General features: G+C 48.9%; 25 protein-coding genes. 3 read left to right on the forward strand and 22 right to left on the reverse strand.

Annotated elements, in window-relative coordinates:
• Positions 1 to 2 precede the first annotated feature (2 nt).
• Positions 3 to 719: an ABC transporter permease subunit gene (locus G3352_RS26515; RefSeq protein WP_076290830.1), complete on the reverse strand. Its 717-nt coding sequence runs from the start codon at positions 717 to 719 to the stop codon at positions 3 to 5.
• Positions 716 to 1,846, reverse strand: a complete 1,131-nt coding sequence (locus tag G3352_RS26520) for an ABC transporter ATP-binding protein (RefSeq protein ID WP_163761141.1) — start codon at positions 1,844 to 1,846, stop codon at positions 716 to 718. Before G3352_RS26520 ends, G3352_RS26515 begins: the two co-directional genes overlap by 4 nt.
• 239 nt (positions 1,847 to 2,085) lie before the next feature.
• On the opposite strand from G3352_RS26520, the gene G3352_RS26525 reads away from it, so the two are divergent.
• Positions 2,086 to 3,159 (forward strand): glycosyltransferase family 4 protein, encoded by a 1,074-nt coding sequence (locus tag G3352_RS26525; protein WP_345940809.1) that lies wholly within the window; start codon positions 2,086 to 2,088, stop codon positions 3,157 to 3,159.
• A gap of 73 nt (positions 3,160 to 3,232) precedes the next feature.
• On the opposite strand, the gene G3352_RS26530 is transcribed toward G3352_RS26525, so the two are convergent.
• Together G3352_RS26530 and G3352_RS26535 are read right to left on the reverse strand one after the other, a co-directional pair.
• On the reverse strand, positions 3,233 to 4,720 hold the full coding sequence (locus G3352_RS26530) for a DHA2 family efflux MFS transporter permease subunit (protein WP_163761142.1): 1,488 nt from the start codon (positions 4,718 to 4,720) through the stop codon (positions 3,233 to 3,235).
• Positions 4,721 to 4,981: 261 nt separating this feature from the next.
• A complete protein-coding gene (locus tag G3352_RS26535) occupies positions 4,982 to 5,329 on the reverse strand; it encodes a hypothetical protein (protein WP_163761143.1) in 348 nt (115 codons plus the stop codon).
• A gap of 187 nt (positions 5,330 to 5,516) precedes the next feature.
• On the opposite strand from G3352_RS26535, the gene G3352_RS26540 reads away from it, so the two are divergent.
• Together G3352_RS26540 and G3352_RS30960 are read left to right on the forward strand one after the other, a co-directional pair.
• Positions 5,517 to 6,755, forward strand: coding sequence for a glycosyltransferase family 4 protein (locus G3352_RS26540; protein ID WP_163761144.1), 1,239 nt, complete (start codon positions 5,517 to 5,519; stop codon positions 6,753 to 6,755).
• Positions 6,752 to 6,925, forward strand: a complete 174-nt coding sequence (locus G3352_RS30960; RefSeq protein ID WP_170867946.1) for a hypothetical protein — start codon at positions 6,752 to 6,754, stop codon at positions 6,923 to 6,925. The genes G3352_RS26540 and G3352_RS30960 overlap by 4 nt, the downstream gene beginning before the upstream one ends.
• Positions 6,926 to 7,061: 136 nt before the next feature.
• Here the strand turns inward: G3352_RS30960 and G3352_RS26545 are convergent, their stop codons facing one another.
• From G3352_RS26545 to G3352_RS26630, 18 genes are all read right to left on the reverse strand, one after another.
• Complete coding sequence (locus G3352_RS26545; RefSeq protein WP_163761145.1) at positions 7,062 to 7,778, reverse strand: glycosyltransferase; 717 nt, start codon at positions 7,776 to 7,778, stop codon at positions 7,062 to 7,064.
• Positions 7,779 to 8,008: 230 nt separating this feature from the next.
• Positions 8,009 to 8,725, reverse strand: coding sequence for a glycosyltransferase (locus tag G3352_RS26550; RefSeq protein ID WP_163761146.1), 717 nt, complete (start codon positions 8,723 to 8,725; stop codon positions 8,009 to 8,011).
• Positions 8,722 to 9,663 carry an NAD-dependent epimerase/dehydratase family protein gene (locus tag G3352_RS26555; protein WP_163761147.1) on the reverse strand — a complete coding sequence of 314 codons (942 nt, stop codon included), beginning with the start codon at positions 9,661 to 9,663 and terminating at the stop codon, positions 8,722 to 8,724. Before G3352_RS26555 ends, G3352_RS26550 begins: the two co-directional genes overlap by 4 nt.
• Positions 9,645 to 10,472: a dTDP-4-dehydrorhamnose reductase family protein gene (locus G3352_RS26560; RefSeq protein WP_163761148.1), complete on the reverse strand. Its 828-nt coding sequence runs from the start codon at positions 10,470 to 10,472 to the stop codon at positions 9,645 to 9,647. The genes G3352_RS26555 and G3352_RS26560 overlap by 19 nt, the downstream gene beginning before the upstream one ends.
• A complete protein-coding gene (locus tag G3352_RS26565) occupies positions 10,469 to 11,455 on the reverse strand; it encodes a polysaccharide biosynthesis protein (RefSeq protein ID WP_163761149.1) in 987 nt (328 codons plus the stop codon). The genes G3352_RS26560 and G3352_RS26565 overlap by 4 nt, the downstream gene beginning before the upstream one ends.
• The gene (gene wecB / locus G3352_RS26570; RefSeq protein WP_163761174.1) at positions 11,448 to 12,539 is read right to left on the reverse strand and encodes a non-hydrolyzing UDP-N-acetylglucosamine 2-epimerase; all 1,092 of its coding nucleotides are present in this window, start codon (positions 12,537 to 12,539) and stop codon (positions 11,448 to 11,450) included. The genes G3352_RS26565 and wecB overlap by 8 nt, the downstream gene beginning before the upstream one ends.
• Before the next feature lie 14 nt (positions 12,540 to 12,553).
• Positions 12,554 to 14,191, reverse strand: coding sequence for a glycosyltransferase (locus G3352_RS26575; protein ID WP_205525071.1), 1,638 nt, complete (start codon positions 14,189 to 14,191; stop codon positions 12,554 to 12,556).
• 18 nt (positions 14,192 to 14,209) lie between these two features.
• Positions 14,210 to 15,349 (reverse strand): CgeB family protein, encoded by a 1,140-nt coding sequence (locus G3352_RS26580; RefSeq protein WP_240343232.1) that lies wholly within the window; start codon positions 15,347 to 15,349, stop codon positions 14,210 to 14,212.
• 60 nt (positions 15,350 to 15,409) lie between these two features.
• On the reverse strand, positions 15,410 to 16,504 hold the full coding sequence (locus G3352_RS26585) for a CgeB family protein (RefSeq protein WP_345940810.1): 1,095 nt from the start codon (positions 16,502 to 16,504) through the stop codon (positions 15,410 to 15,412).
• Between the two features lie 258 nt (positions 16,505 to 16,762).
• Positions 16,763 to 17,104 carry a hypothetical protein gene (locus G3352_RS26590; protein ID WP_163761090.1) on the reverse strand — a complete coding sequence of 114 codons (342 nt, stop codon included), beginning with the start codon at positions 17,102 to 17,104 and terminating at the stop codon, positions 16,763 to 16,765.
• 1 nt (position 17,105) lies between these two features.
• Positions 17,106 to 17,405: a hypothetical protein gene (locus G3352_RS26595; protein WP_076290843.1), complete on the reverse strand. Its 300-nt coding sequence runs from the start codon at positions 17,403 to 17,405 to the stop codon at positions 17,106 to 17,108.
• The gene (locus G3352_RS26600) at positions 17,402 to 17,740 is read right to left on the reverse strand and encodes an alpha-helical endospore appendage domain-containing protein (RefSeq protein WP_163761151.1); all 339 of its coding nucleotides are present in this window, start codon (positions 17,738 to 17,740) and stop codon (positions 17,402 to 17,404) included. Before G3352_RS26600 ends, G3352_RS26595 begins: the two co-directional genes overlap by 4 nt.
• Positions 17,741 to 17,763: 23 nt before the next feature.
• Positions 17,764 to 18,051: a hypothetical protein gene (locus G3352_RS26605; protein ID WP_063566664.1), complete on the reverse strand. Its 288-nt coding sequence runs from the start codon at positions 18,049 to 18,051 to the stop codon at positions 17,764 to 17,766.
• Positions 18,052 to 18,172: 121 nt separating this feature from the next.
• Positions 18,173 to 18,925 (reverse strand): amino acid ABC transporter ATP-binding protein, encoded by a 753-nt coding sequence (locus tag G3352_RS26610; protein ID WP_064635771.1) that lies wholly within the window; start codon positions 18,923 to 18,925, stop codon positions 18,173 to 18,175.
• Complete coding sequence (locus G3352_RS26615) at positions 18,922 to 19,632, reverse strand: amino acid ABC transporter permease (RefSeq protein WP_099858080.1); 711 nt, start codon at positions 19,630 to 19,632, stop codon at positions 18,922 to 18,924. The genes G3352_RS26610 and G3352_RS26615 overlap by 4 nt, the downstream gene beginning before the upstream one ends.
• A gap of 4 nt (positions 19,633 to 19,636) precedes the next feature.
• Entirely contained in the window at positions 19,637 to 20,380 is a 744-nt protein-coding gene (locus tag G3352_RS26620; RefSeq protein WP_076290845.1) for an amino acid ABC transporter permease, read from the reverse strand.
• A 26-nt stretch (positions 20,381 to 20,406) separates the two neighbouring features.
• Complete coding sequence (locus G3352_RS26625; RefSeq protein ID WP_163761152.1) at positions 20,407 to 21,246, reverse strand: transporter substrate-binding domain-containing protein; 840 nt, start codon at positions 21,244 to 21,246, stop codon at positions 20,407 to 20,409.
• A gap of 292 nt (positions 21,247 to 21,538) precedes the next feature.
• Entirely contained in the window at positions 21,539 to 21,868 is a 330-nt protein-coding gene (locus G3352_RS26630; protein ID WP_063566659.1) for a hypothetical protein, read from the reverse strand.
• Positions 21,869 to 22,103: the final 235 nt, after the last annotated feature.

Here is a 22,103-nt window from a genome sequence, read left to right on the forward strand (position 1 = left end):
TCTCACCTCCACCGCTTCCGTTCCACAATTTGAATGCTTAACAGCAGAAACACACCTGAGAGCGTCACGTAATACAATATATCTGGCCCGCTAAGTACACCCTTCGTGAAGCTGTCAAACCGGTTCGTCAACGCAAACGGGTCCAGCCATTGCTGTAACGCAGATCCGGAATTGCCTGCAAATGAATCAAGCATCCACAATACGAGCAAAATAATAAAACCGGCTACCGCAGACACCATCTGGTGCTGAGATAACGTGGAAGCAAACAATCCAATCGCCATCATGCTTCCGCCCAGGAAAAAGAGACCTAGTGCAGATAACCATACAGATGTCAGATCCAGTTCACCAAAGAAGGACATAATAAACGGGTAAACGAGACTGCATAGAATAAGTACAACAAGAATGGCGAGTGACGCCAAATATTTACCGAAAATAATCTCCGTCACCCGTGCAGGTGAAGTCAACAACAGTTCGTCCGTTCCCTGCCGGAATTCCTCTGCCACCAGTCGCATCGTCAGCAAAGGCACCACAAACAGCAGCATGGATAACGTGTCTCCCAGCACCAGACGATAATCTACAATACTAGGCTGGTAATACACAAAGCTGGAATAGAACAGCAAACTTGTCATCAGTACATATACGGCAAAAGCAAAATACGAGGTCGGTGACAGGAAGTATGCCTGCAGTTCTTTATTGCAAACCGCCATCATTCGTCTCATTTGGAGCCCTCCCCTGTGCGGGAATCAGATGAGGCGCTCTCGGAACTAGTCGATTGCTTCAGATCTGACGTCGTGCCCAAATTGGCCTCTTCATCTGTCGCCTGATTGGCGAGCTGCACTTTATCCGTTTCAGTCTCCTGCGTTGCCAGTTCCGCTTCGGATTCCGTTTCCGTTGTGGTAAGCTTCAGGAAAATCTGTTCAAGACTGAGGTTTTCTTTCTTCATCTCCAGGATCGGCAAGCCTGCACCAGACAAAAGGTAGAATAGTTCCTCCCGGAAATCTTCGGAAGATTCGCCGGTAAGCAGCATTTTAACCGTATCCGCAGAAACAGTGGAAGCCTGTCCATCTGCTGCTTGAATGACTTCGCAACGTACCTTCTCCCATGGTGTCAGCACATTATGTAATTGCTGCTCTGTTGCCTTCACTTCAATAGATACCTTGAACTGATCCCCCATCGCTGAACCAAAATGCTGCGGTGAACCGTCCAATACGAGCTGTCCCTGATTAATAATCAACATGCGATTACAAAGCGCGCTCACTTCCGGCAAAATATGTGTACTGAGCAGCACTGTATGATTCTCACCCAGTTCACGGATCAGATCCCGTATCTCCATAATCTGATTTGGATCGAGTCCTGAAGTCGGTTCATCAAGCACAAGCAGATCCGGTTTGTGAATAATGGCTCCTGCCAGCCCCAGACGCTGCTTGTACCCTTTGGACAGTCCGCGAACCAATTGCTTTTCGCGACCTTGAAGACCCAGCCTGCTGACCATCTCACTGATCCGCAATTTCACTTCACGTGTCGGGACATCCCTCAGAATAGCAACGAATTTCAAATACGACTGTACCGTCATATCCGGATAAAGCGGCGGTGTCTCCGGCAGATAACCGATCTTGGAACGAACGCTCCTGCCCTGATCGTGCACCGATATGCCATCCACTGCAATGGAGCCTGCATTTGGATGCAAATAGCCTGTAATCATTCGCATCGTTGTGGTTTTCCCGGCACCATTCGGTCCCAAAAATCCAACAATCTCACCGCGCTCCATTGTGAAATCCAGTTGATGCACGCCGCGCCGTCCATCAAATACTTTGCTTACCTGTTTCACTTCGAGCACATCATTCATCCTTTCCCGTTAAAATACCCGTGTGCCATCATTGCTTTCTTCAGATGGTCAACACGGGAAGTTCCTTGTATCTTACGTGTTGTATCCTAAATGCAGCTTAAAGTCACTTAAAAGAGAGCTTAAAAATATGTGTCTAAAATGTGAATAACACTTCATTCACCCACACCCTGCACTCTAGGGCAACGTACCATACAGTACAGGAGCATGAGCACCTGCACAAAAGTCAGAGGGTGAACCGTGTGAAAGTACTATTCACATTTTTTGTTCCAAGCGGCGGTGTAGATACTTTAAACCGATTGCGTACCGCTGTTCTGCAACGCCATGGCATCGAAGCGCATGTGTTGTATCTGTACCCTGGCTCGGGAATGCAGAACAATGCCAGCACGCCGGTCTTCACCACTTCCAGTGATGAGGAAATTCACAGTTTGATTCATCATCATCGTTATGATGCCATTATTGTTACCTCCGATATTGCCATGCCGGGTAGATTAAGAGCCCTCGGGTATAAAGGACGCATTATCTATGAAGCACAGGGGCTTGGGACGCGTGAACAGGCTCTGGAAACCATCCAGATGGCAGTACCTTATCTGCAAGCCCACTGTAATGCAGCGGTCATTCCTCCAACGGATCATTTACTGGAACTGTTCATCCATATGTGTCCATGGCTTCACCGGTTTGTCATTCCCAATATGCTGGATACCAATACCTTTGCCCCAGTTTCTGTGGATACCCCTCCCTATCCGGTACTTGCATGGGTGGGAAGGCTCGAACACAACAAAAACTGGCGGGAATATTTGACGATATCCAGGAAAATCATTAAAAAAATTCCGAAAGCCAGACTATGGTTGTTCCACGATCCCACCTTGGCCAATCCAGAGGACGAGGTCTTGTTTCGACACATGCTTGCGGAGTACGGGCTTGAAGATCGGATTGGCATCTTTATCAATGTTCCCCATTCCCAGATGCCTACATTCTACTCCATGGTGGCTGCTTCCGGAGGAATCATGCTGTCGACTTCGCTGCTTGAAGGGTTTGGATACGCCGTTGCCGAAGCTATCAGCTGCGGCTGTCCGGTTCTCAGTACCGATTCGGATGGTGTACGTTCCTTTATTACACATAACCGAACGGGAAAATTCTATCCGCTTGGCAACGTCAAAGCTGCTGTATCCGAAGCCGTAGACCTTATGCGTAACAACGAACTAAGGGAGTATATACGCATTCAGGGCAGACAGCATATGGCCGTCTCCTTCTCCCCTGATCGATACGCCACTTCATTCCGGGAAATGATGACAGCCCTGAGCATTTTCTTCTAAACAAAACAAAAAGGCAGTTCAGAAGATGCTCTGAACTGCCTAAAATTAATTTCTTGAGATCGGCTTATAAGAATTAGTGTCCCATCATCATTGCAGGATCAGGTTGATCCCCTGTTTGAAGGGATTCTTCCTCCAACCGTTTTGGTTTGCGCAGGATCAGACTGAGCAGGCATCCAAACAAGGCAATACATGCTGCCAGGAAGAAGGTATCGTTGAAACCAGCCACTAATCCATTCACCACACCTATAGGATCAGTAGCTCCAGCTGTATTGCTTGCAATATGGGAGGTCAGGAATCCGGTCAAGCCAGCAACTGCAAAGGACACAACCACTTGTTGTGCAGCAGCAGTAAGCGGGGTAACCCGACCTACCAGCTTACGTGGAGCAGCATTCAGTACATGCGTATTGAGTGGCATCATGGAGAAACCCATACCCAATCCCATCATGACAAGGCTAAGAATAATCAGGCCAAGGCCAGTTTCCGCCGTAATTGAAGACAGAATAAACAGTGCACCCGAGATGATACCCAGACCCACGAAAGCGAGTGGTCTTGCACCAATTTTATCAAACAAACGTCCACCAAGCGGCATACCTACACCCGAAGCCAACGCCTGCGGGAGCAGAATGAGCCCTGTTTCCAATGCAGTGTAGCCTTTGATTTGTTGCAGATAAAGTGGAATCAAAATCATTGCCCCAAACAAAGCGACTTGTGATACCCATGCCAGAATAATACCCCGTGTGAAATCAGATGATTTGAACACCCGAAGTTCCAACAACGGATTTTTGTGACGAAGCTCCACGATAACGAACAAGATCAGCGCCACGCCTCCGACAATCACACCTGTCAGTGTTGTTGCAGACGTCCAGCTTGTTCCGCCTTCACTTACACCGTATGCGAGCATCGAGAATGCGATTGGTGCCAGAATCATACCAAGCAGATCAAGCGCAGGCGTGCGTCCACGATCCGTATCCGGCAGGAATTTGATACATAGAATAAACGCGGCAATACCAATCGGCAGATTGATCAGGAAGATCCAGTGCCAGCTGAATGATTCAATGAACCAGCCTGATAATACCGGACCCAGCGCAGGGGTCAACAGCATCGGAATCCCCAGCATACCCATGATAGAGCCTCTTCTTTCAGGAGGAGCCAGACGGAACACCATCGCCATACCAATCGGCGCAACCATACCTCCGCCAAGCCCCTGGATGATACGGTAAATAATCAATTGTTCAGGAGATTGCGCGATCGAACATAAGACTGAACCCAGAGTAAACATCGCGATCGTGAACAGAAATACTCTTTTGGCACCGAATCGGTCGGTCAACCATCCCGCCAGCGGAATGACGGCTGACAAGGCCAACGTATATCCTGTAACCGTCCATTGAATGGTCTTCAAATCGGTCTCAAAATATTGAACCAGATTCGGAATTGCCACGTTAACCACCGTGCTGTCCAAGATGACCATAATCATCCCGACAATAATAGCCAGTAGCGGCAGAATAATCGTTTTAATTGAAAACTCCGCCGGGTCCTGGGGCACTGCTGTTTGTTGTTTCACTCTCTCCACTCTCTTTTCCGGCCTGGAGGCATTGTCTTTGTATTTGTCTCTCCATCGGCCTTATATTCACGACGTTTCAAACTTTTGTTTTAAACCGTCGTTTTAAACTCTTGTTTAAGCATAGGTTAATTCTAATGAAAATACCTTTGCTGTCAAGCTATTTTTTTATTGGTTAACGAACCGTATGTATGCCAAAAAATGGACCAGGTCTTCTCCTGCTCCACCCCATTGGTTAATCGATGCTCATTATGTTGATCTTTGCTAATCTGCCAATTTGATCATCTGATGCTCCGAAAGTATACCCAAGGTTTGGCCTTGGTCACTTCTACAGTACATGCGAATAACCAGATGACTTGGTGTAGAACTGTTGCTAATGATGCGCAGTTCGCACGGTTCGGATGAGACCGCGAGATTATGAATAATGTGATTTCCCGTATCCGCCCCAATCCGGCAAAGATAGCGATACAGCTCCCCACGGGTGTAACTGATTCCGCCGACAAAGATATCCACATCGTCATTCCCCACAAATGACAATTCAATGTCCATATACTTCACCGGAACAACGGTTTGCAGCAGGTTTTCGTTAATCTCCAGTACATATGCGGCCACGGTATATCCCTCCTGTAGAGTAGAGTTGAATCTTTCTCTAGATATGGTATGCCTGCTCTCGTCCATTGCTATTTGCAATCACCCATTTTAATTAATTCCACGGAAATGCCCACCCTTTCGTCTGCTTTTTTTCATAGACTAACAGGATAGAAGATCGGCCTGTGCAGGCCGTGACAAGGAGGTACCTATGAGAGTTCTGCTCGTGACCTATTGGGAGCTTACACAGATGGGTGGAATATGGACATATGTGAAACAGCTGGCTGACAGGCTGATGGCTCTTGGCGTAGAGGTGGATATTATGGGCACCAACGGAGCCAAAAATGAAGTGTACATTCGTAATCTCAATCGTTCCTTCTCCAAAGATAAGGTATGGCCCATGCTTCAAGCCAAACTTAATCCGACAGATTTGCCTCAATTCACTGCCGATTCTCTCGTGGCTTATTATGAATTGAACAGGTATGCCTTTGAAATGGGAGCCGCCTATCTCGGCGTTGATCATTACGATGTCATCCATGCGCAGGACCCGGTAGCAGCGGTCTCAATGAGACGTATATTAAACCGCAACACACCCATGGTAACGAGTTATCACGGAGCGCTTGCGCGCGAAACTTTTTACGATGCTCAGAACTCTAACGCGCAGCTTACACTTCCCGAATATTTGCAATCCAAACGTGGACGATACTTCCTATCACTGGAAGAGCGAAGCGCTGAACAATCCCAGCTTATTCTGGTCTCCAGCCATTGGATTAAGAGCACACTTACGGACCTCCATGTTCCCGAGTCCAAATTTCGAATTATTCCTTATGCTGTGGATATTCCAGCCTACCGTGCCCAAGCAGCAGTCAAGTTCCGTCAGAGGAAAACAGCGGGCAAAAAAGTGATCGCCTTTACGGGCAGACTGGAGCACATCAAAGGGGTTCATATTCTGGTCAAAGCACTCTCCAGCCTTAAGAAGAATCGCTCGGATTGGGTCTGCTGGATTGCTGGGGAAGGCAATCTGATGGAGGATTTGCGCTCCCTAGCCAATGATCTTGGAGTAGGTGCTGACATCGTTTTCTGGGGGAAACTCGACAACATCCCTTCATTCCTACGTCATGCTGACATTTATGTACAGCCTAGCTTGCAGGATACGCAGCCTTTCTCGGTTACAGAGGCTCAGCTCGCCGGATTACCTGTCATTGTAAGCGGTACGGCAGGTATGCCTGAGATGGTGCAGCCTGAACATACCGGTTGGGTCGTGCCACCACAGGATGTCGAAGCCCTTAGCGCACTGTTAAATGCCCTTCTGCAGGATGATGCTACCCGTGCAAAGGTAGGAGCAGCAGCCAAAGCATGGGCTGAACAACATCGATCACTGGAAGAGATGGGATTGCGCACGCTGCATGTCTACCAGGAAGCCATTCAGTTGGGAGGTCAGAGAATATGACATTACTCGTCCCCAGTGATTTGTATAATCGTTGGTTCTCCACCCCTGTGTCCACGACGCATATCGAGGTGGATTACGCTGTAATGAATGAATTAATGAGAAAGCTGCCCAAAGGATACGTTTTTCCTGATCCGGCAACCATGCACATTCTCACTTCCGAAAAAAATTAGAGTCAAGTAACTATACAAACAGGAACAAACAAGAGGATATTCGTTCATGCCGCAATCACTTTACGGCAACCGAATACCCTCTTTTTCTTGCGGTTCACTATCTAGCATTCGTGGTTTCTTCCATGACTTGTCACATCTACTTCCAGTAACCGCCAACCTGTAGCAGATTGAGTAATACGGGCCGATGCTTCGCTTGAACAAGTTCCATCTCGGCTTTCAATGCCTCAAAGTGTTTCTTGGTTCCCATTGATTCATGAACCCGATAACACATCAGTGGCTCATTGTAATAGAACAGCTCATAGAGCGGAAACAGTCTCAGCCACATCTCATAGTCATGCGTATAGCGAAAATCGGTGTCAAACACTCCGAACTTTCGAAATGCATCCATCTCAAGCATCACAGTGCAACCGTTGATTGGGCAACCTTCGGTCAGTACCTGAAGCATCTCCAGACGACTCCCTACTTCTGGTCTCACCGTGTCCATCCATTCGCTGTTCGCATCTACATAATGATAGGCACCGTGACAGAACGAAGCTTTGACGTCAAGCATGAACTTCAGTTGTTTCTCTACCCGGTCCAGCAACATCACATCATCGGAGCTGAGCCAGACAAAGTAATCACCTGTCGCCTGTTTGATTCCCTCGTTTAACGCGGTTGCTGTTCCACCATTCTCTTTTCGAATATAGCGAATGCGATCCATGAATGGTTGAAGCCGCTCCACATGCTTCGTAGAGCCGTCATCCACCACAATGACCTCAATATGCGGATACGTCTGGTGAATGGCGCTGTGAACTGCCTGCTCGATATACGCACAATTATAAAAAGGAATGACAATTGATACCTTCGGCTCCATTCGGTCCTCCCCTTTCTCCGCGTGAATATTACCATTCTCCCTATTATATGAGGATAGATCCGTTAGGTATCGGGCATCTGTTGCATAACGACTCATAAATTACGTCTATGAGCATTTTGCATTAATCCAAAGAGGGGCTTTCCCTCAGTAAAATTCAGATCGAAATGCATATAAATAAAGAGGGAGTTATTCGGCCAACTTGCGGCCTCCATAACCCCCACCAAAGTTCTTTATCCCCCCATGGCAGCAATCCGCTGCAACAAAGGCTCCCGATATCTGGACCATACCATGGAGGCCTCCCGACCGATGGCATCCGCATGGCGTACCGTCCCCATTCCCCCATGCCGTCGGTATGCCGTAAGCGATTCGTTCAGATATGGAAATCGATGACCGTTCAGCAGAATACGCATCCATAGATCCAGATCATGCGTATAAGGCAACAGTTCATTGAACAGACCCACCCCACTGAACAGATCCCTGCGGATCATCACGGTACAGCCGTTCACCGGATTACCGTATACGAAGAGGCGCAGCCAATCCGGCTCGGCCATTGGTTCAGCTCCTCCATTTAGCTTGGTCACCGCTGAATGCTCATTAATGTAATGAAAGTTGGTATGCGAGATGAGCGCATTCTCCCGTTGCATGAATTCAACCTGATGACGAATCTTATCCGGATAAATAAGATCATCCGAACTCAGCCACGCGATATAATCCCCGGAGGCATGACGAATGCCGTGATTCAGAGCTGAAGCTGTGCCGCCATTACTTTTGCCCAGAACATTAATGTATGGAAGATAAGGCTGAAGCAGATCCGCATGCCGTGTGGAGCCATCGTTGACGATAATGATCTCCACATCGGGATACGTCTGGTTCATCGCACTTTGAATCGCTTGAGGCACATATGGACAATTGTAAAACGGAATGACAATGGACACTCTTGGATTCATCCAGTGGACCTCCCTTGCTGGGTACGAACATCGCTCAGAATGTCCTGAAGAGATTGAGCAAAAGGAATCAGTGGCTGCCAGCCCAACTTGCGCAGCAGTGACATCTCCTCCTGCTCTCCAGCGCCGTCCGGACCGGAAGAAGCTCCGTCCCAGCGTACGGGTACTTTCGCTTCGGTCATGGTCAGCAGCGTATCCGCTATTTCACCCAGGCTTCTCTCTTTGCCCGATACGACGGGGTAAACGGTGCCTGACGTGCCCTGAACAAGCAAGGTTGCGTAGGCACGAACCGCATCCCGTACATCCAGAAAATCACGGGTATTATCCCGGCCAGATAGACGGAAAGGCTCCGTTTTGCCTTCCTGTTCACAGGCGACAACATGACGTGCCAGAAGCGAACATATTCCTGTTGAAGGACCTGCACCGATCAGATTGCCCGGCTCTGCCAGCATAATTTGCTGTCCAAAGAGGGACATCCACGACAGCGACACCATCTCCTCTAGTGCTTTGCTAAGACTGTACGGGTGGGGAGGCTGCGGATGCCGACCGGGTTCAGGCGTGTATTTTAACCGGGAACCTACAATAACGGTCCGTGCCGCTGGGCAGCTCCGGAGAGCATCTAGCAGATATAGTACAGCCATCACATTGGTCTCCAATACAAGTAGCGGATCGGACCAGGAATCCGGCACCGAATTTTTGCCTGCGAGATGCAAGGCATAGTCCGGTTTCACCTCGTCAATCAAATGACGAACTTGCTTTTTATCATTCAGATCACAGACATGCACAGCTACACCATCGCCGAACGAATGCACTCCGACTCGCCTGACCACCGCTGTAACCACTGCACCAGCTGTCCGGAAATAAGCGACCGCATGCCGTCCGGTAAAACCGGACGCACCTGTGATCAGCACCTTCTTGCCTGTCAGCTCTGCTCCATCCATAATGCCAGCTCCTTCAGCATTGTAGAATAATCCGGAAGGTCTGTCTTCACGTCCTCACGTGTGGACACCAGCGTACGATCCTGCACTACGCTATCATCCGGTACGACAACAACATCCTGCTTATTCCATGTCTGTTGGAACAGGAGAAGCAGATCATGCTTGCTGACAGGTTTCGGATGAGCCAAATGAATCAGACCGCTAAGCGGGGACGACAGATAATGATCTACCCATTTGGCCAATTCAAGGGTGGTTACCCCATTCCAGAAGACACGTGTATATCCGCCAACTTCCCCTGTAGTGGACATGAACCAATGCATCAGACCGATGCCACCCTTCCGAATTTCAGGTCCAATAATGGACGTGCGAATCGTCAGATGTCCAGCATCCTGGACTTCACCCAGTGCTTTCGTGATCGCGTAGGCAGATGTCCCATCGGTAACATCGTTCTCCCGATACGCCCCACGGTCCCCACTGAACACACAGTCCGTACTGATATGAATCAGACGTGCACCAATCGTGTCGGCAACCCGCCGCAAACGATGCGGCAGGAATCCATTAATGTGATAAGCCGTAATTTTGTCTTCATCTGCAAAGCTGTTCAAAACACCCACAGCGTTAACGATGACATCCGGGTGCACCGCCTCTACCAGACGGTCAACCATAAAGCTGTCATTTACATCCAGCAACAGACCGTTAGGGTCCGTTACATCCCGGGTGGTATAGAAGACGCTGTGGATGCCTTGACGGCGGAAATAGTCGACCATAATATGGCCGGCCATTCCGTTCCCCCCAAGTATCAGCAACTTCATGACAGGAACCCTCCACGTTGCAGAATGTCACGAATCTCCTGTTTGGTCATCAGCTGATGTTCCGAACTAAAACTGCTGAAAGAAACAGGGGGGCAATTGGTATAATGCTCCTTTAGCCCTGGAATGCCGAGGGTAGGCAAAATCACCAAGTATTGCTCATCGTATACAACGGTTGTCATGCTCTCGAATTCACTCATCAGTATTTCATGAATCTTCTCGCCTGGCCGGGTGCCACGCTCCACAATGGACACATTCTCCACACCTGAATCCTCAATCAACACTTCAGCGAGATCCACAATTTTGCACGTCGGCATGGTCATAACAAAAATCTCGCCACCCACGCTTTCCACCGATGCTTTGAAAAGCAAAGTGATGGCATCTTTCAAGGTCAGAAAGAACCGCGTCATGTTCATGTCGGTAATGGAAACTTGACCTTTCTGACGAATCTGATTTTTGAACAAATGCACAACACTGCCATTCGTTCCAAGTACATTGCCACCACGTACAGTGACAAATCGCGTATTGCTGTGGAGCAGATTGGCGTATACGATCAACTTCTCACCGATCGCCTTAGTCATGCCGTAGAAATTGGATGGATTGGCGGCCTTGTCGGTCGAGATGTAAATGACTTTTTCCACATTATTTTCAATCGCAGCCTCGATGACATTTTGTGTGCCGATCACGTTGGTTTTGAGTGCTTCGTAGGGTTGATCTTCACACACTGGAACATGCTTGAGCGCTGCGAGATGAAACACATAATCCACATGTTGACAGGCAACCGTTAACGCTTCTTTGTCTCGAATATCACCAATGCGAAAATGAAGACGCGGGTCTTCGAATTCACGGCTCATCGCCACTTGGCTGGACTCATTCCGGGAGTATACAATAATCTCCTTGGGCTGCTGGGGCAACAGTTGAGCCACAAGTTCATAACCCCATGATCCCGTACCGCCAGTCACGAGTATACGCTTATTTTCAAACATGCATTTTCCCTCCAAGCAGAAATTTGACCACTATACTGGATACATCGGTTGCTTTGTAGCCTTGTGGACAATCCCAGTCATTTGACATTTCGATCATTACTTTCACACAGCCTGCAATACGCTCCGCATCCAGACCTGAGACCACGTTGCTGCCGCAATCCACCGTCTCCGGTCGTTCTGTTGTGCGACGCATGGTTACCGTAGGCACACCCATGATGCAGCACTCCTCCTGTACGGTACCACTGTCCGTAAGTGCACAGCGTGCATGTCGTTCCAGCATCACGAAGTCGAAAAAACCGAATGGTTCGTGAAATTCCACCAGCGGGTGCATCTCCAGTTGCAGATGCTCGGCAATTCGAATAGCCGTTCGAGGGTGAATGCTGCATATGACTCGCATGGCATGTTCTTCAGCAACCTGGTTCAAGCCTTTCATGATCTCCAGCAAATGAGGAGGGTGATCAACATTCTCTGCCCGATGGGCCGTAACCAAGAAATATTGCCCGGACTTCAGCTTCAATTTTTTCAATATTTTGCTGGAACTCACCTGTGTGTCGTAGTGACGCATCACTTCATAGATCGGATTGCCTGTCAGCACAATTCGTCGACTGGGAACCCCTTCACTAACCAAATGTTTCTTGCTCTGTTCGGTATAAGGCATATTTATGGTTGAAATGGCGTCGATGACCCGGCGATTTTTCTCCTCAGGCACATCCAGATCAAAACATCGGTTGCCCGCTTCCATATGAATGACGGGTATGCCCATCCGTTCAGCCAGCACAGCACATAATGCACTGTTCGTATCGCCGAGCAGCAGCACTTTATCCGGTTGCTCCTGATTTAATAAATCTTCCATTTGCGTAAACATCGAGGATAACTGCCGACCCAACGAGGCTGCTTCATCCTGAAGTACGTAGTCCGGCGCCCGCAAGCCCATTTCCTTGAAGAAAAGACCGCTGAGACTTTCCGTGAAGTTCTGCCCCGTGTGTACCAGAATATGTTTGGACGCGTACTGGTCCAGCTTGGAAATGATCAGGCTGAGCCGTATAATTTCAGGTCGCGTCCCCAGCACCGTCATGATCTTCATCGTAATCCCTGCCTTCATCGTCTATTGGATACTCTCCGGCGTACCCGGCTTCGTCTGGTTTTGCCAGGAGCACGTTTGCGAGTAGTCGGTTGCCCCACGCGTACACGTTTCTTTTTACGCGCCTTCAGCTTCCTTCTACCTGTTCCCGTCACCCGTTTCGTTCCGTCATGTACCCTACTGCGATGGGATAATCGCTGGTGACGGCTCCGTCCCGTTCTACCGTTTGATCGGGTGTCTGTTGCTTCATGGACAGGTTGACCTATCGCAAGCGGAGGTAACGGTGAGAGCGGCAACGCCTGGATCACATTCAGTGGAAATAAAAGTGCCCGAACTGTAGCTGGTTCCAGAACCAGCACGGTTCGCAATTGCCCCTCGCCCCATGCGTACACTGGACCATTCGGAGGCTGAATATACGGAAACCATCCGGGAAAACGCGTTAACCACTGTGTCACCATCGTATGCAACTTTGCCCTGTAGGTTTCAATACCATAGAGCTTTTCCGCTTCTGTCCGATTGCGCCATCCGGTGTCGGAAGCCAGTTCAGGATCATTCAACAACGTTGTGGCCAGCGTGAACAGCGCTTGAGTATCACCCGGAGGAGCCAGAAATGCACCACTGCCTACCGATTCCAGCAATTCCTTCAATCCACCCTGGGCAAATGCGATAACCGGTTTGGCAAAATAAAGCCCCTCCAGCGCGGTCATTCCGAATCCTTCTTTGACCATACTCGGGATAACAACGATATCCATAGCCGTATACGCCAGAGATACGTTCTCTTCGAACGTCGTAAAGATGAACCTGCGATAGTAACCCGATTTTTTCACCCGTGACACACACTCGTCATAGTACTTTTTGTCCGCAGATGTGCCAATGATCCAGAAACGACAGCGTGAATGGACTTCACACAATTGCAGCGCCATGTCAATAAACGGCTTCAGACCTTTGGCATCATATATAAATGATGAGATATAACCGATACAGATTTGCGATGGCTTGAAACCAAGCTCTTTGCGTTTGCGTTCCCTTAAGTGCACCCATCGATCTGGAGCTGGCAGAGACGGATCACAAGTTGGGGAAATCACGGTGAGTTTGTCGCTCATGCCAGCTTGTTTGAATGGGGTTATCGCCGTTTCGGATATGCCTATGATCCAATCCGCGTAACGACCAATCATCTGTACAGCCTCGTTTGTATGTTCATTCTCCTGAATAATTTCGGTAATCTTCCAGATAACCGGAATTTGCAGAGACTTCGCTGCTACAGCTGGCATCACGTTGACACAGGTATTCGTTAACACCAGTTCAGGCGCAGTCTCCCGGATAAGGGAGACCACCTCCTGATAGGCTGGTGATTGGCGAAGCTGTTCTGCATCCGTTGCGATTCCCCGGTAAGGTGTGTACACACCGTGAAGCATCGGCAGGAAACATATTTTGACCTGAATACCGATCCTCCGCGCAAGTCCGGCGAGCTTACCTTCCTGAGGCACGACAAGTACACAATCGAAGATGGTACCCATTTCCCTCATAAAATGAAGCAGCAGCTTCTCCGCCCCCGTAATGCTGCGGGTGTTGCACACATGGGAAAACAACATGAGTTTGGGTTTAGTTGCCATGGCAGCACGGACCCTGAATACGAATGTCAGGGTTCTGTGCACACCTCCTTCCGGACAGGATTAAGGGAATATAATACTCAGCAGTTCGTTGATTCTTTTGCCATACGTGTGATCCTTTAATGTCCGTTCCAGCCCTCGAAGTGCAATCTCACGGCGCTCTTTCTCATGAGTGAGATAGTATTCAACCTTATCAAGCAGCTCCTGAGGGGAAGAGTAGGTCTCGATTTCTACACCTGGTTTATAGAAACGTGCCAGATCATCCCGTGCATCAGTCAATTGAAGGGTCGTGGAAGCCGCAATTTCAAATGTTCTCGGATTCGGAGAGGCTGGTGGAATTTTAACATGGTTGTTATTGACGGAATCGTCTTCGTGGGAACGGTGAAGGTTGATGACAATTTTAGTGCCGTTATAAACATCGTTCGTTTCCTGAGGACTCATCCAGCGACCCAATTCAATCTTCTCACCGTAAGCAGCATAGTCAGGCAGACGGTCCCACCAGATGCCATTAAACACAGTATTGTGTGACATCAGCTGTGCCATGATCGGATTAAAGAAATACACCCGGTTCCAGTAAGCCGAACCGATAAAGCTGACTTCCCGGTGGAGTGAAGACGGCGTTGTAATTGGGAAGTAGTGGTTGGTAAAGGCAGCAAACGGCAGATAGTGTACTGAAGGGCAACCATTCTGCCGATACAGATCCACACAGTTCAGTTCCAAGGTGAACACATGGTCGAAATGCTTCACTGTCTCAAGCGTCATATCCGTGTAATACGGATCATCGGTAAGCCAGATCGCTGTCCGAATGCCTGCTTGCCGAATTGCATCCAGGTGCTCCATTGGAATATCCATGCCATCCAACACAAGCACAAGATCAGGCCGGGTTTGCAATGCAATTTCCGATACAGGCTGGCGTGGATCGGAAAGAGTTACCTGAGCAACCATGCCCTGTAATGTGGCCAAGATTGCCTCATCCAGTGGAGAGTACGGGAAACCTTTACCTGAAGATACGTACAGGACATGGATCTGTCGAAAAGGCAATGGTTCCTGTGCACAATTGACTATATAGTTGGCACGGCCGCGAAGATATCCTTCTTCCTTACCCGCATCATATCCGGCATGTTGCCCGTTTTTGCGTGCTTGGTCAGCCAGACTGAGCACTGGTGCATGAGACTTTCTCGTTTTACGGTGTTTGAGAGACATACCGCCACTCCTTTATTTTTGGGATAGGATTCTCGGTGCTGCTGTCCTGCATAAAGAGATTTACACGTGTTCCAGCAGCTGAGCAATACGACGAGTGAAGGTGTGCTGGTTCAGTGTGGTAAGCAGCCCACGCCAAGCTAGGGCTCGCCGTTCCTCTTCATGATGCAGATAATAATTGATTTTGCGCTGAAGTTCAGCCGCGGTTGTAAAGGTCTCGATGTCATATCCAGGCCGGTAGTAGCGTGGCAGATCATTGCGTGCATCCGTTATCTGCATCGTGCCACAGGCGCTGATCTCATACGTCCGCGGATTAATGGAATGACCTTGAAGATGATGCGTATTGCGATTGTCTTCCCCATTCTCGCAAGTCCGGTGAACGTTAATCACGATTTTGGCACCATTGTAATAATCCACTGTTGCTCCCGGATCAATCCAGCCCTCATGGATAAATCGGCCCAAGATGTCGGAGCGTTGCAGCCGGTTCCACTGGCTGCCAGCAATGAATACCTTTTTGTCCGCCAGAAAAGGAGCCAGCTCGTCGAACAGTGCAATTCGATTCCAGAATCCGGTACCGATAAAACAAATGTCATACTGATGCTGTGGCCCCGTACGCCTTGGCTGAAACATCCCCGGGTTAACTGCCAGCGGCATATAGATCACCCGACCCGCTCCATGTGCAGTATAGAACGGCACGGCCGCTTCCTCATGCGTGAACACAACATCATAATGCTGGCAAATGCTTGTCGTATCTTCGGTAAAATAAGGATCATCCACAAACCATACTGCTGTTCGAATTCCCAGTCCCCTTATGCCATTCACCTGTTCCAGATGATCGGGGGGAAATACGTGTAGTCCATTCATGACCAGCACCAGATCGGGCCTGTGCTGGCTGGCTTCCTGCAGCATGTTTGCCGGCGATCCGACAACACATTCACGAACAGATTGCTGCAAGGCTCCAATGACGCCTTCATCGATGGCATCGAATCCTTGCGGAATGTACAGCACTTTCATATTCCGCACGGTAGGCTCAAACATCTGCACTCGCTCCATTATGGCCTGACAGCCGCCAAATCTGCGGCCTTCTGCATATCCGCCACGGTAAGCCGTCTCCGCTTCTGTAGGCGGCCGGTGTCGTCGTTTTGCCACATCCTTCACCCTGTCTTCCTTCAGGAGATCCCACTTTCAGATTCTCCCCGAGATTGGTGTTCCCTCTAAAGGATATGCCCCGGGGTCAGATGCATCATGGACGGGTGTCCTGCAAGGCGCAAAATTGGCGTCTGCCCTCCACATCGGCCTGCACGGGCATGTCCGCTTTTGCGGCGATACAAATAACCCGGAGGGATCCGTCCCCCCGGGCAATCGTCATATACTGGACATGCATCTATAGTCATCCGAAAATGCAAACCTACTCTGTTATTGCGCTTTGTAAGCCAACTGATGTCCGTCCTCGAATCCCTTGGCGAAACCCGCGTTGAATCCCTCGTTGTACGCTTCGTTGTACCCCTGGCTGTAGGCGCTGTCCGGGTTCGGATCGGTAGGGGTAGCCGGGACGACAGGTTGTACGGGCTTCACACTCCGGTGCCGTCGTACCGCACGTTTCTTTTTTTTGAGCCACGCACTGCGTCCTTTGAGGGTACGTTTGTGCAGTACACGTTTGCCTTTGACCGCACGCAGTTTACGGATTTTACGCAGACGGGCCCCGCGAGCAAGCAGAGCTCTTTTGGTTCTCAGACGTATTTTTTTCTTCTTTAACATGTCAACATTCCTCCTGTATGTTCCGGACCATGCGTATCGCATATCCAGGGTCTTTGAGCCATGGCACACCAGGCTCCCCATGCTGGATTCGGGCCAATTGAATCCCCGTAACCATCCGGGACATCTCCTCTTGATAACGGCTCAGCAAACGAATGTTCTCGGCCAGACTGCGGGCGGATACTTCCGAGTGGGCAGACACGCTGGCCACACTGTCCAGAATGCGGGCGAGCGCCTGCTGACTGTGTGCAATGGACTCAATGAGGGACAGTTTCGCTTCCTGCTCACGCCGCAACAGACTCATTTTCCGAGATCCCCCATATCCATACCGCCAAACATGCCACCGTCCATGCCGCCTTCTTCACTATCGCTCTGTACCATGATGGCCTTCAGGTTGTTGCATAATCCGGTTTCCATTCGGGTCAATCCTTCCAGTATTTCCACCAGCTGATCATGCATTTTGAGTGGCTCTGCCACCTGATCGCTATGCGTCAGAAAAGCCTCACCATTCAAATGATTTAACGCCCAGTTCCTTACCTTCTCGGCTTCAAGCGCCTTGGCCTCCAAAATCAGGGCAATATTCCACTGCATCTTGGCTGCTGCGTCCAGCATCAGTATGAGACTTTGTTCTCTGCTCATGTCCATTCACCCGCCTTCCGGGCTTATTCTTCCTCTTGACCCGCCATTTCCCGCATCACCTGGGTCAACGTTTCGGCTACGGCTTCTTCCAGGTCTGCCAGGCCTCCCAAATAGGAGATGATGCTTTTGTTGATTTGTCCCGAGCTGTCCAGCAGACCGTCAACGCCATCCAGCTCCGGTTCGATATCCGGCAAATGATTGATGATTTCAGACATGCGCACAGCGACTTGACGTTTGGCATCCAGTACACGCGCAACCTGCTGGTGAGAATGTGCAATATGTGTGAGTATTTCATCGATTTTGCTCTGCATGGTCCTCCTCCTTACCGTCCCGGCCTGCTTCACCCATAGAAAAACCCGGCCTATCAGCATTTGCCTGCTACAGCATATGCCGGGCCGGGATCGTCAGTTACTCCAGCTTGCGCCTATATCGTCAGATGACATAACTCCAATCGGAAGAGTATCGACTGAGGAACTGGCGGGTACGTTCCTGTTTGGGCCGCACAAACACTTCTTCCGGTGTGCCTTCTTCCACTACGGAACCCCCATCCATGAATACAACTCGATTCGCCACCTCACGGGCAAAACCCATTTCATGGGTGACAACAATCATGGTAATGCCTTCCTGGGCAATCGATCGAATGACCGACAGCACCTCACCTACAAGTTCAGGATCAAGCGCAGAGGTTGGTTCATCGAACAGAATTACTTCTGGATTCAGTGCCAGCGCCCGAGCGATGCCAACCCGCTGCTGTTGTCCACCTGAAAGCATGCTGGGATACTCATTAATTTTGGCGGACAGTCCCACTTGTTCAAGGACACGCAAGGCTCGTTCACGAGCATCTGCTTTGGACATTTTCTGGGCGATGATTAACCCTTCCGTTACGTTATCCAGCACCGTTTTATGTTTGAACAGGTTATAATGCTGGAACACCATCGCCGTTTTTCGCCGCAACTGCACAATGTCATGTTTGCGGGCATGCTTACAGTCTACGGTTAATCCGCTGATCTGTACCTTGCCCTCATCGGCACGTTCAAGAAAATTCACACAGCGCAGCAATGTCGTTTTGCCGGAGCCGCTTGGTCCAAGAATGGCAACAACATCCCCCTGCTCCACAGTCAGATCAATACCTTTCAACACTTCCTGTTGACCAAAAGATTTGTGTATATTCGTCAGTGATATCATGACACCCCTCCTTTGCTGTACACGGCAACTCTTCGTTCCAGCAAAGCTGTAATCCGTTCGGCAATTACCGTCAGACCCCAATAGATTAATGCGGCGGCAATGAAAGCCTCCAGAAATTTCAGGCTGACTGAAGCCACCACATCCGCTTTGCCGAGAATATCCATCTGTGACACGGTAAACGCAAGTGTTGATCCATGCAGGAAACCAACAAACATGCTGCACAGATTCGGCAGAACCGCACCAACCGCCTGAGGTAAAATAATGCGTCTCAACGCTTGGGAGGTACTCATGCCCACGGCATGTGCAGCCTCCATCTGCCCGGTATCCACCGCCAGAATGCCGGAACGGATAATCTCAGACATATAAGCTCCCGCAGTTAACGAGAAGGCGAATAGCACAAACACCAGAATCGGAATGGAAGACGACTGAAAGGCCCAGCCGTAACGGGCTGCAAGCTTGTCGATGATCAGCGGAATCCCGTAATAGATTAGAAACAAGTGCATCAGCATCGGTGTTCCCCTAAAAAACGAGACATAGAAATCAGCGATTCGGTAGACCCAGGGAACTTTATAGATTCGAATTAAAGCAGTGACCAGACCAACGCCAAAGCCTGCGATCAACGGTACAATCGTAATGACGAGTGTCAGTGGCAATGCCTTTAGAATCTGGAAAAAAGATGTGTAGATAAAGTTGAAATCAATAGACATTCGCTCACCCCGCTATTCGTTTCAGGCGTTCAGCTCTTACCGCTGGCCCACGGACTTCTTTCTTACGTTCGTGACGCTGGAGTCTTCGTTCAGCGACAGCAAACCCTTTTTCAAGTACCAGTACGATAACATAGTAGACAACCGACAGACTGATATACACTTCAAGTGCATGCGATGTAGCCGAGATCAGTGTTTGCCCCCTGCCCACCATGTCCATGACCCCAATCGAAAAAGCAAGTGACGTATCCTTTAACGAGCCAATCAACGTATTCGCCATATTCGGAAAAGCAACAATGAGTGCCTGCGGAACCACAATCCGCCGAAACGACTGAAACGTGGTCAAGCCCGCCGCATAAGCTGCTTCCGTCTGTCCCTTGTCCACACTGCGCACAGCTCCGCGAAAGATTTCCGCAAAGGACGCTGCATCACTTAACGCATAAGTCACGATGACAAATACCAGCGGATCAGTCCTGGACAGATCGACTCCTATAGGCTTGAGCAATTCAGGTAATCCGTAGTAGACCAGAAACAACTTGATGAGAATCGGTGTGCCCCGCATGAAAGAGACGTACAGGGTCGCGAGCTGGCTCAGCACCGGAATCCGGTATAACCTCGGAACCGCCAGAAGCACACCGCCCACCAGACCGAGCACAATGGAGCCACCCAGTACAATCAGTGTAATATGCAAATATCGCAGCAGTTCAGGGACGAAATCCAGAACCAATGACAGATCGAATGATTTACCCATAACCGTCGCTCACCTTTCTCAACGAACTATTCCTCAACCGTGTAATCGGCTCCCAGCCACTCTGTGCTCAATTTGCTCAATGTTCCATCTTCCTTGATTGATTTGAGCGCTTCATCAATTTTTGTTTTGAGTTCTTCCTCATCCTTGTTCAGAATGAAATACACTTTGGAGTTGGACAGAGCCTCTCCGACAGTCTTTAACTGTGCATCCACCACTTTATTCTGATAATCGATGGCAAACTGCGTGCTGATGGTTGCATCCACCCGGCCTGTTTTGATCTGGGTATTCGTATCTTCCCCTGCTCCGGAATACACAATTTCAATGACGTTTCCGTTCGCTGCATTCCATTTCTCAGCCAGTACAGCTGCATTACTCGTAGCGCCAACAATCAGTTTTTTACCTTTCAGATCCTCGATGGATTTTACATCCTGGTTTTTCTCGCTCACAACGATTTTATTAGGAAAAATGTTGTATGCCTCGTCATTAAAAAGGAACTTGGCCTGTCTCTCTTCATTCACTTCCATCTGGTGAGCGATCAGGTCTATTTTCTTCGTTTCAAGACTGAGGAGCAGGTTTTTGAATTCCATTGTACTGAACTCAAATTCATATTCTGGCAATCGTTTATCAATCTCGCGGATCAGTTCTACATCATATCCCGTCAGCTTGCCATTCTCATCAATAAAGCAAACATTCGGGAATTGAGTGCCTGTACCCACAATGATCTTCTTCACTTTATCTTGACCGGACGCAGATGTGGAATCCGATTCATTCGATGCATTGCCTGAGCTGCAACCCGCCAGTACCGCCAACATAGTAATGAACAGCAATGCTGTCCGAAATTTCTGAATCCCCCATTGATTAACCATTCCCGATCTCCTCCACAGGCTGTCATTTCAGCCAATATGATGTGTACTCCCATTCCTCATCTTTGATTTAACTAACCATTCACACTTGTATAGTCGGAATTAGGTTGAACAAAGAATAGCACCGGATGTCATGCCCAGGCAATATATATGTTAATAGGACATCCTGATAACGTTATAGAACTTCTCTATGCTTCACCAATTCTGATCCAAAAGTAAACCAAAAGAAGCGCTCCTCCAACGGGGTTGGGGATCGCTTCTTCAATTGCAGATCACATTAAATTCAAATACGCATCTATCTGCGACTAGCCCATTTAATTTTACGAGCTACTTCTATACGCTGCAGTTGCAACAGTCCGATTCGTTCTTCAAACTTCTTGCGTTCATCCGTTGAATGGGCCGCGTGAATCTGGTGGCAGAGACCTGTCAGTTTACTGTTGATATAATCAAATCTCATCCATAATTCTTCTTCAGGTGTGCGCTGCTCCGCTTCCGGCTGAAATATTTTGAGCTGGTGGATAAGGGACTGCTGCCATTCCTGATCCTCGATTTGGATGGCAAAATGCAAAAGATCCAGATAGTCGTCGATTTGCAACGATATACCGCAATCAGGTTTCGTATTCATTAGTCGTCTCTCCTTATTTCAGTTCTTGGCTGGAATCAGTTAGTTCTATTTTACAGGATAGAGCATGGTTTAGGCGAGTCCTGAAACGAGTAAAATTGGAAAAAATTTTGTCATTTTTACATATAGAAGCTTTCGATGGGCTTATAGACAGATCTGATTCGAGAATTATATTCCAACCATGAATTTCATGATAAAATAACACCAAAATATTAAACCAACTTAACAGGTTGGAATA

The organism is Paenibacillus sp. ALJ109b (assembly GCF_010747435.1).
GTDB lineage: Bacteria > Bacillota > Bacilli > Paenibacillales > Paenibacillaceae > Paenibacillus > Paenibacillus taichungensis.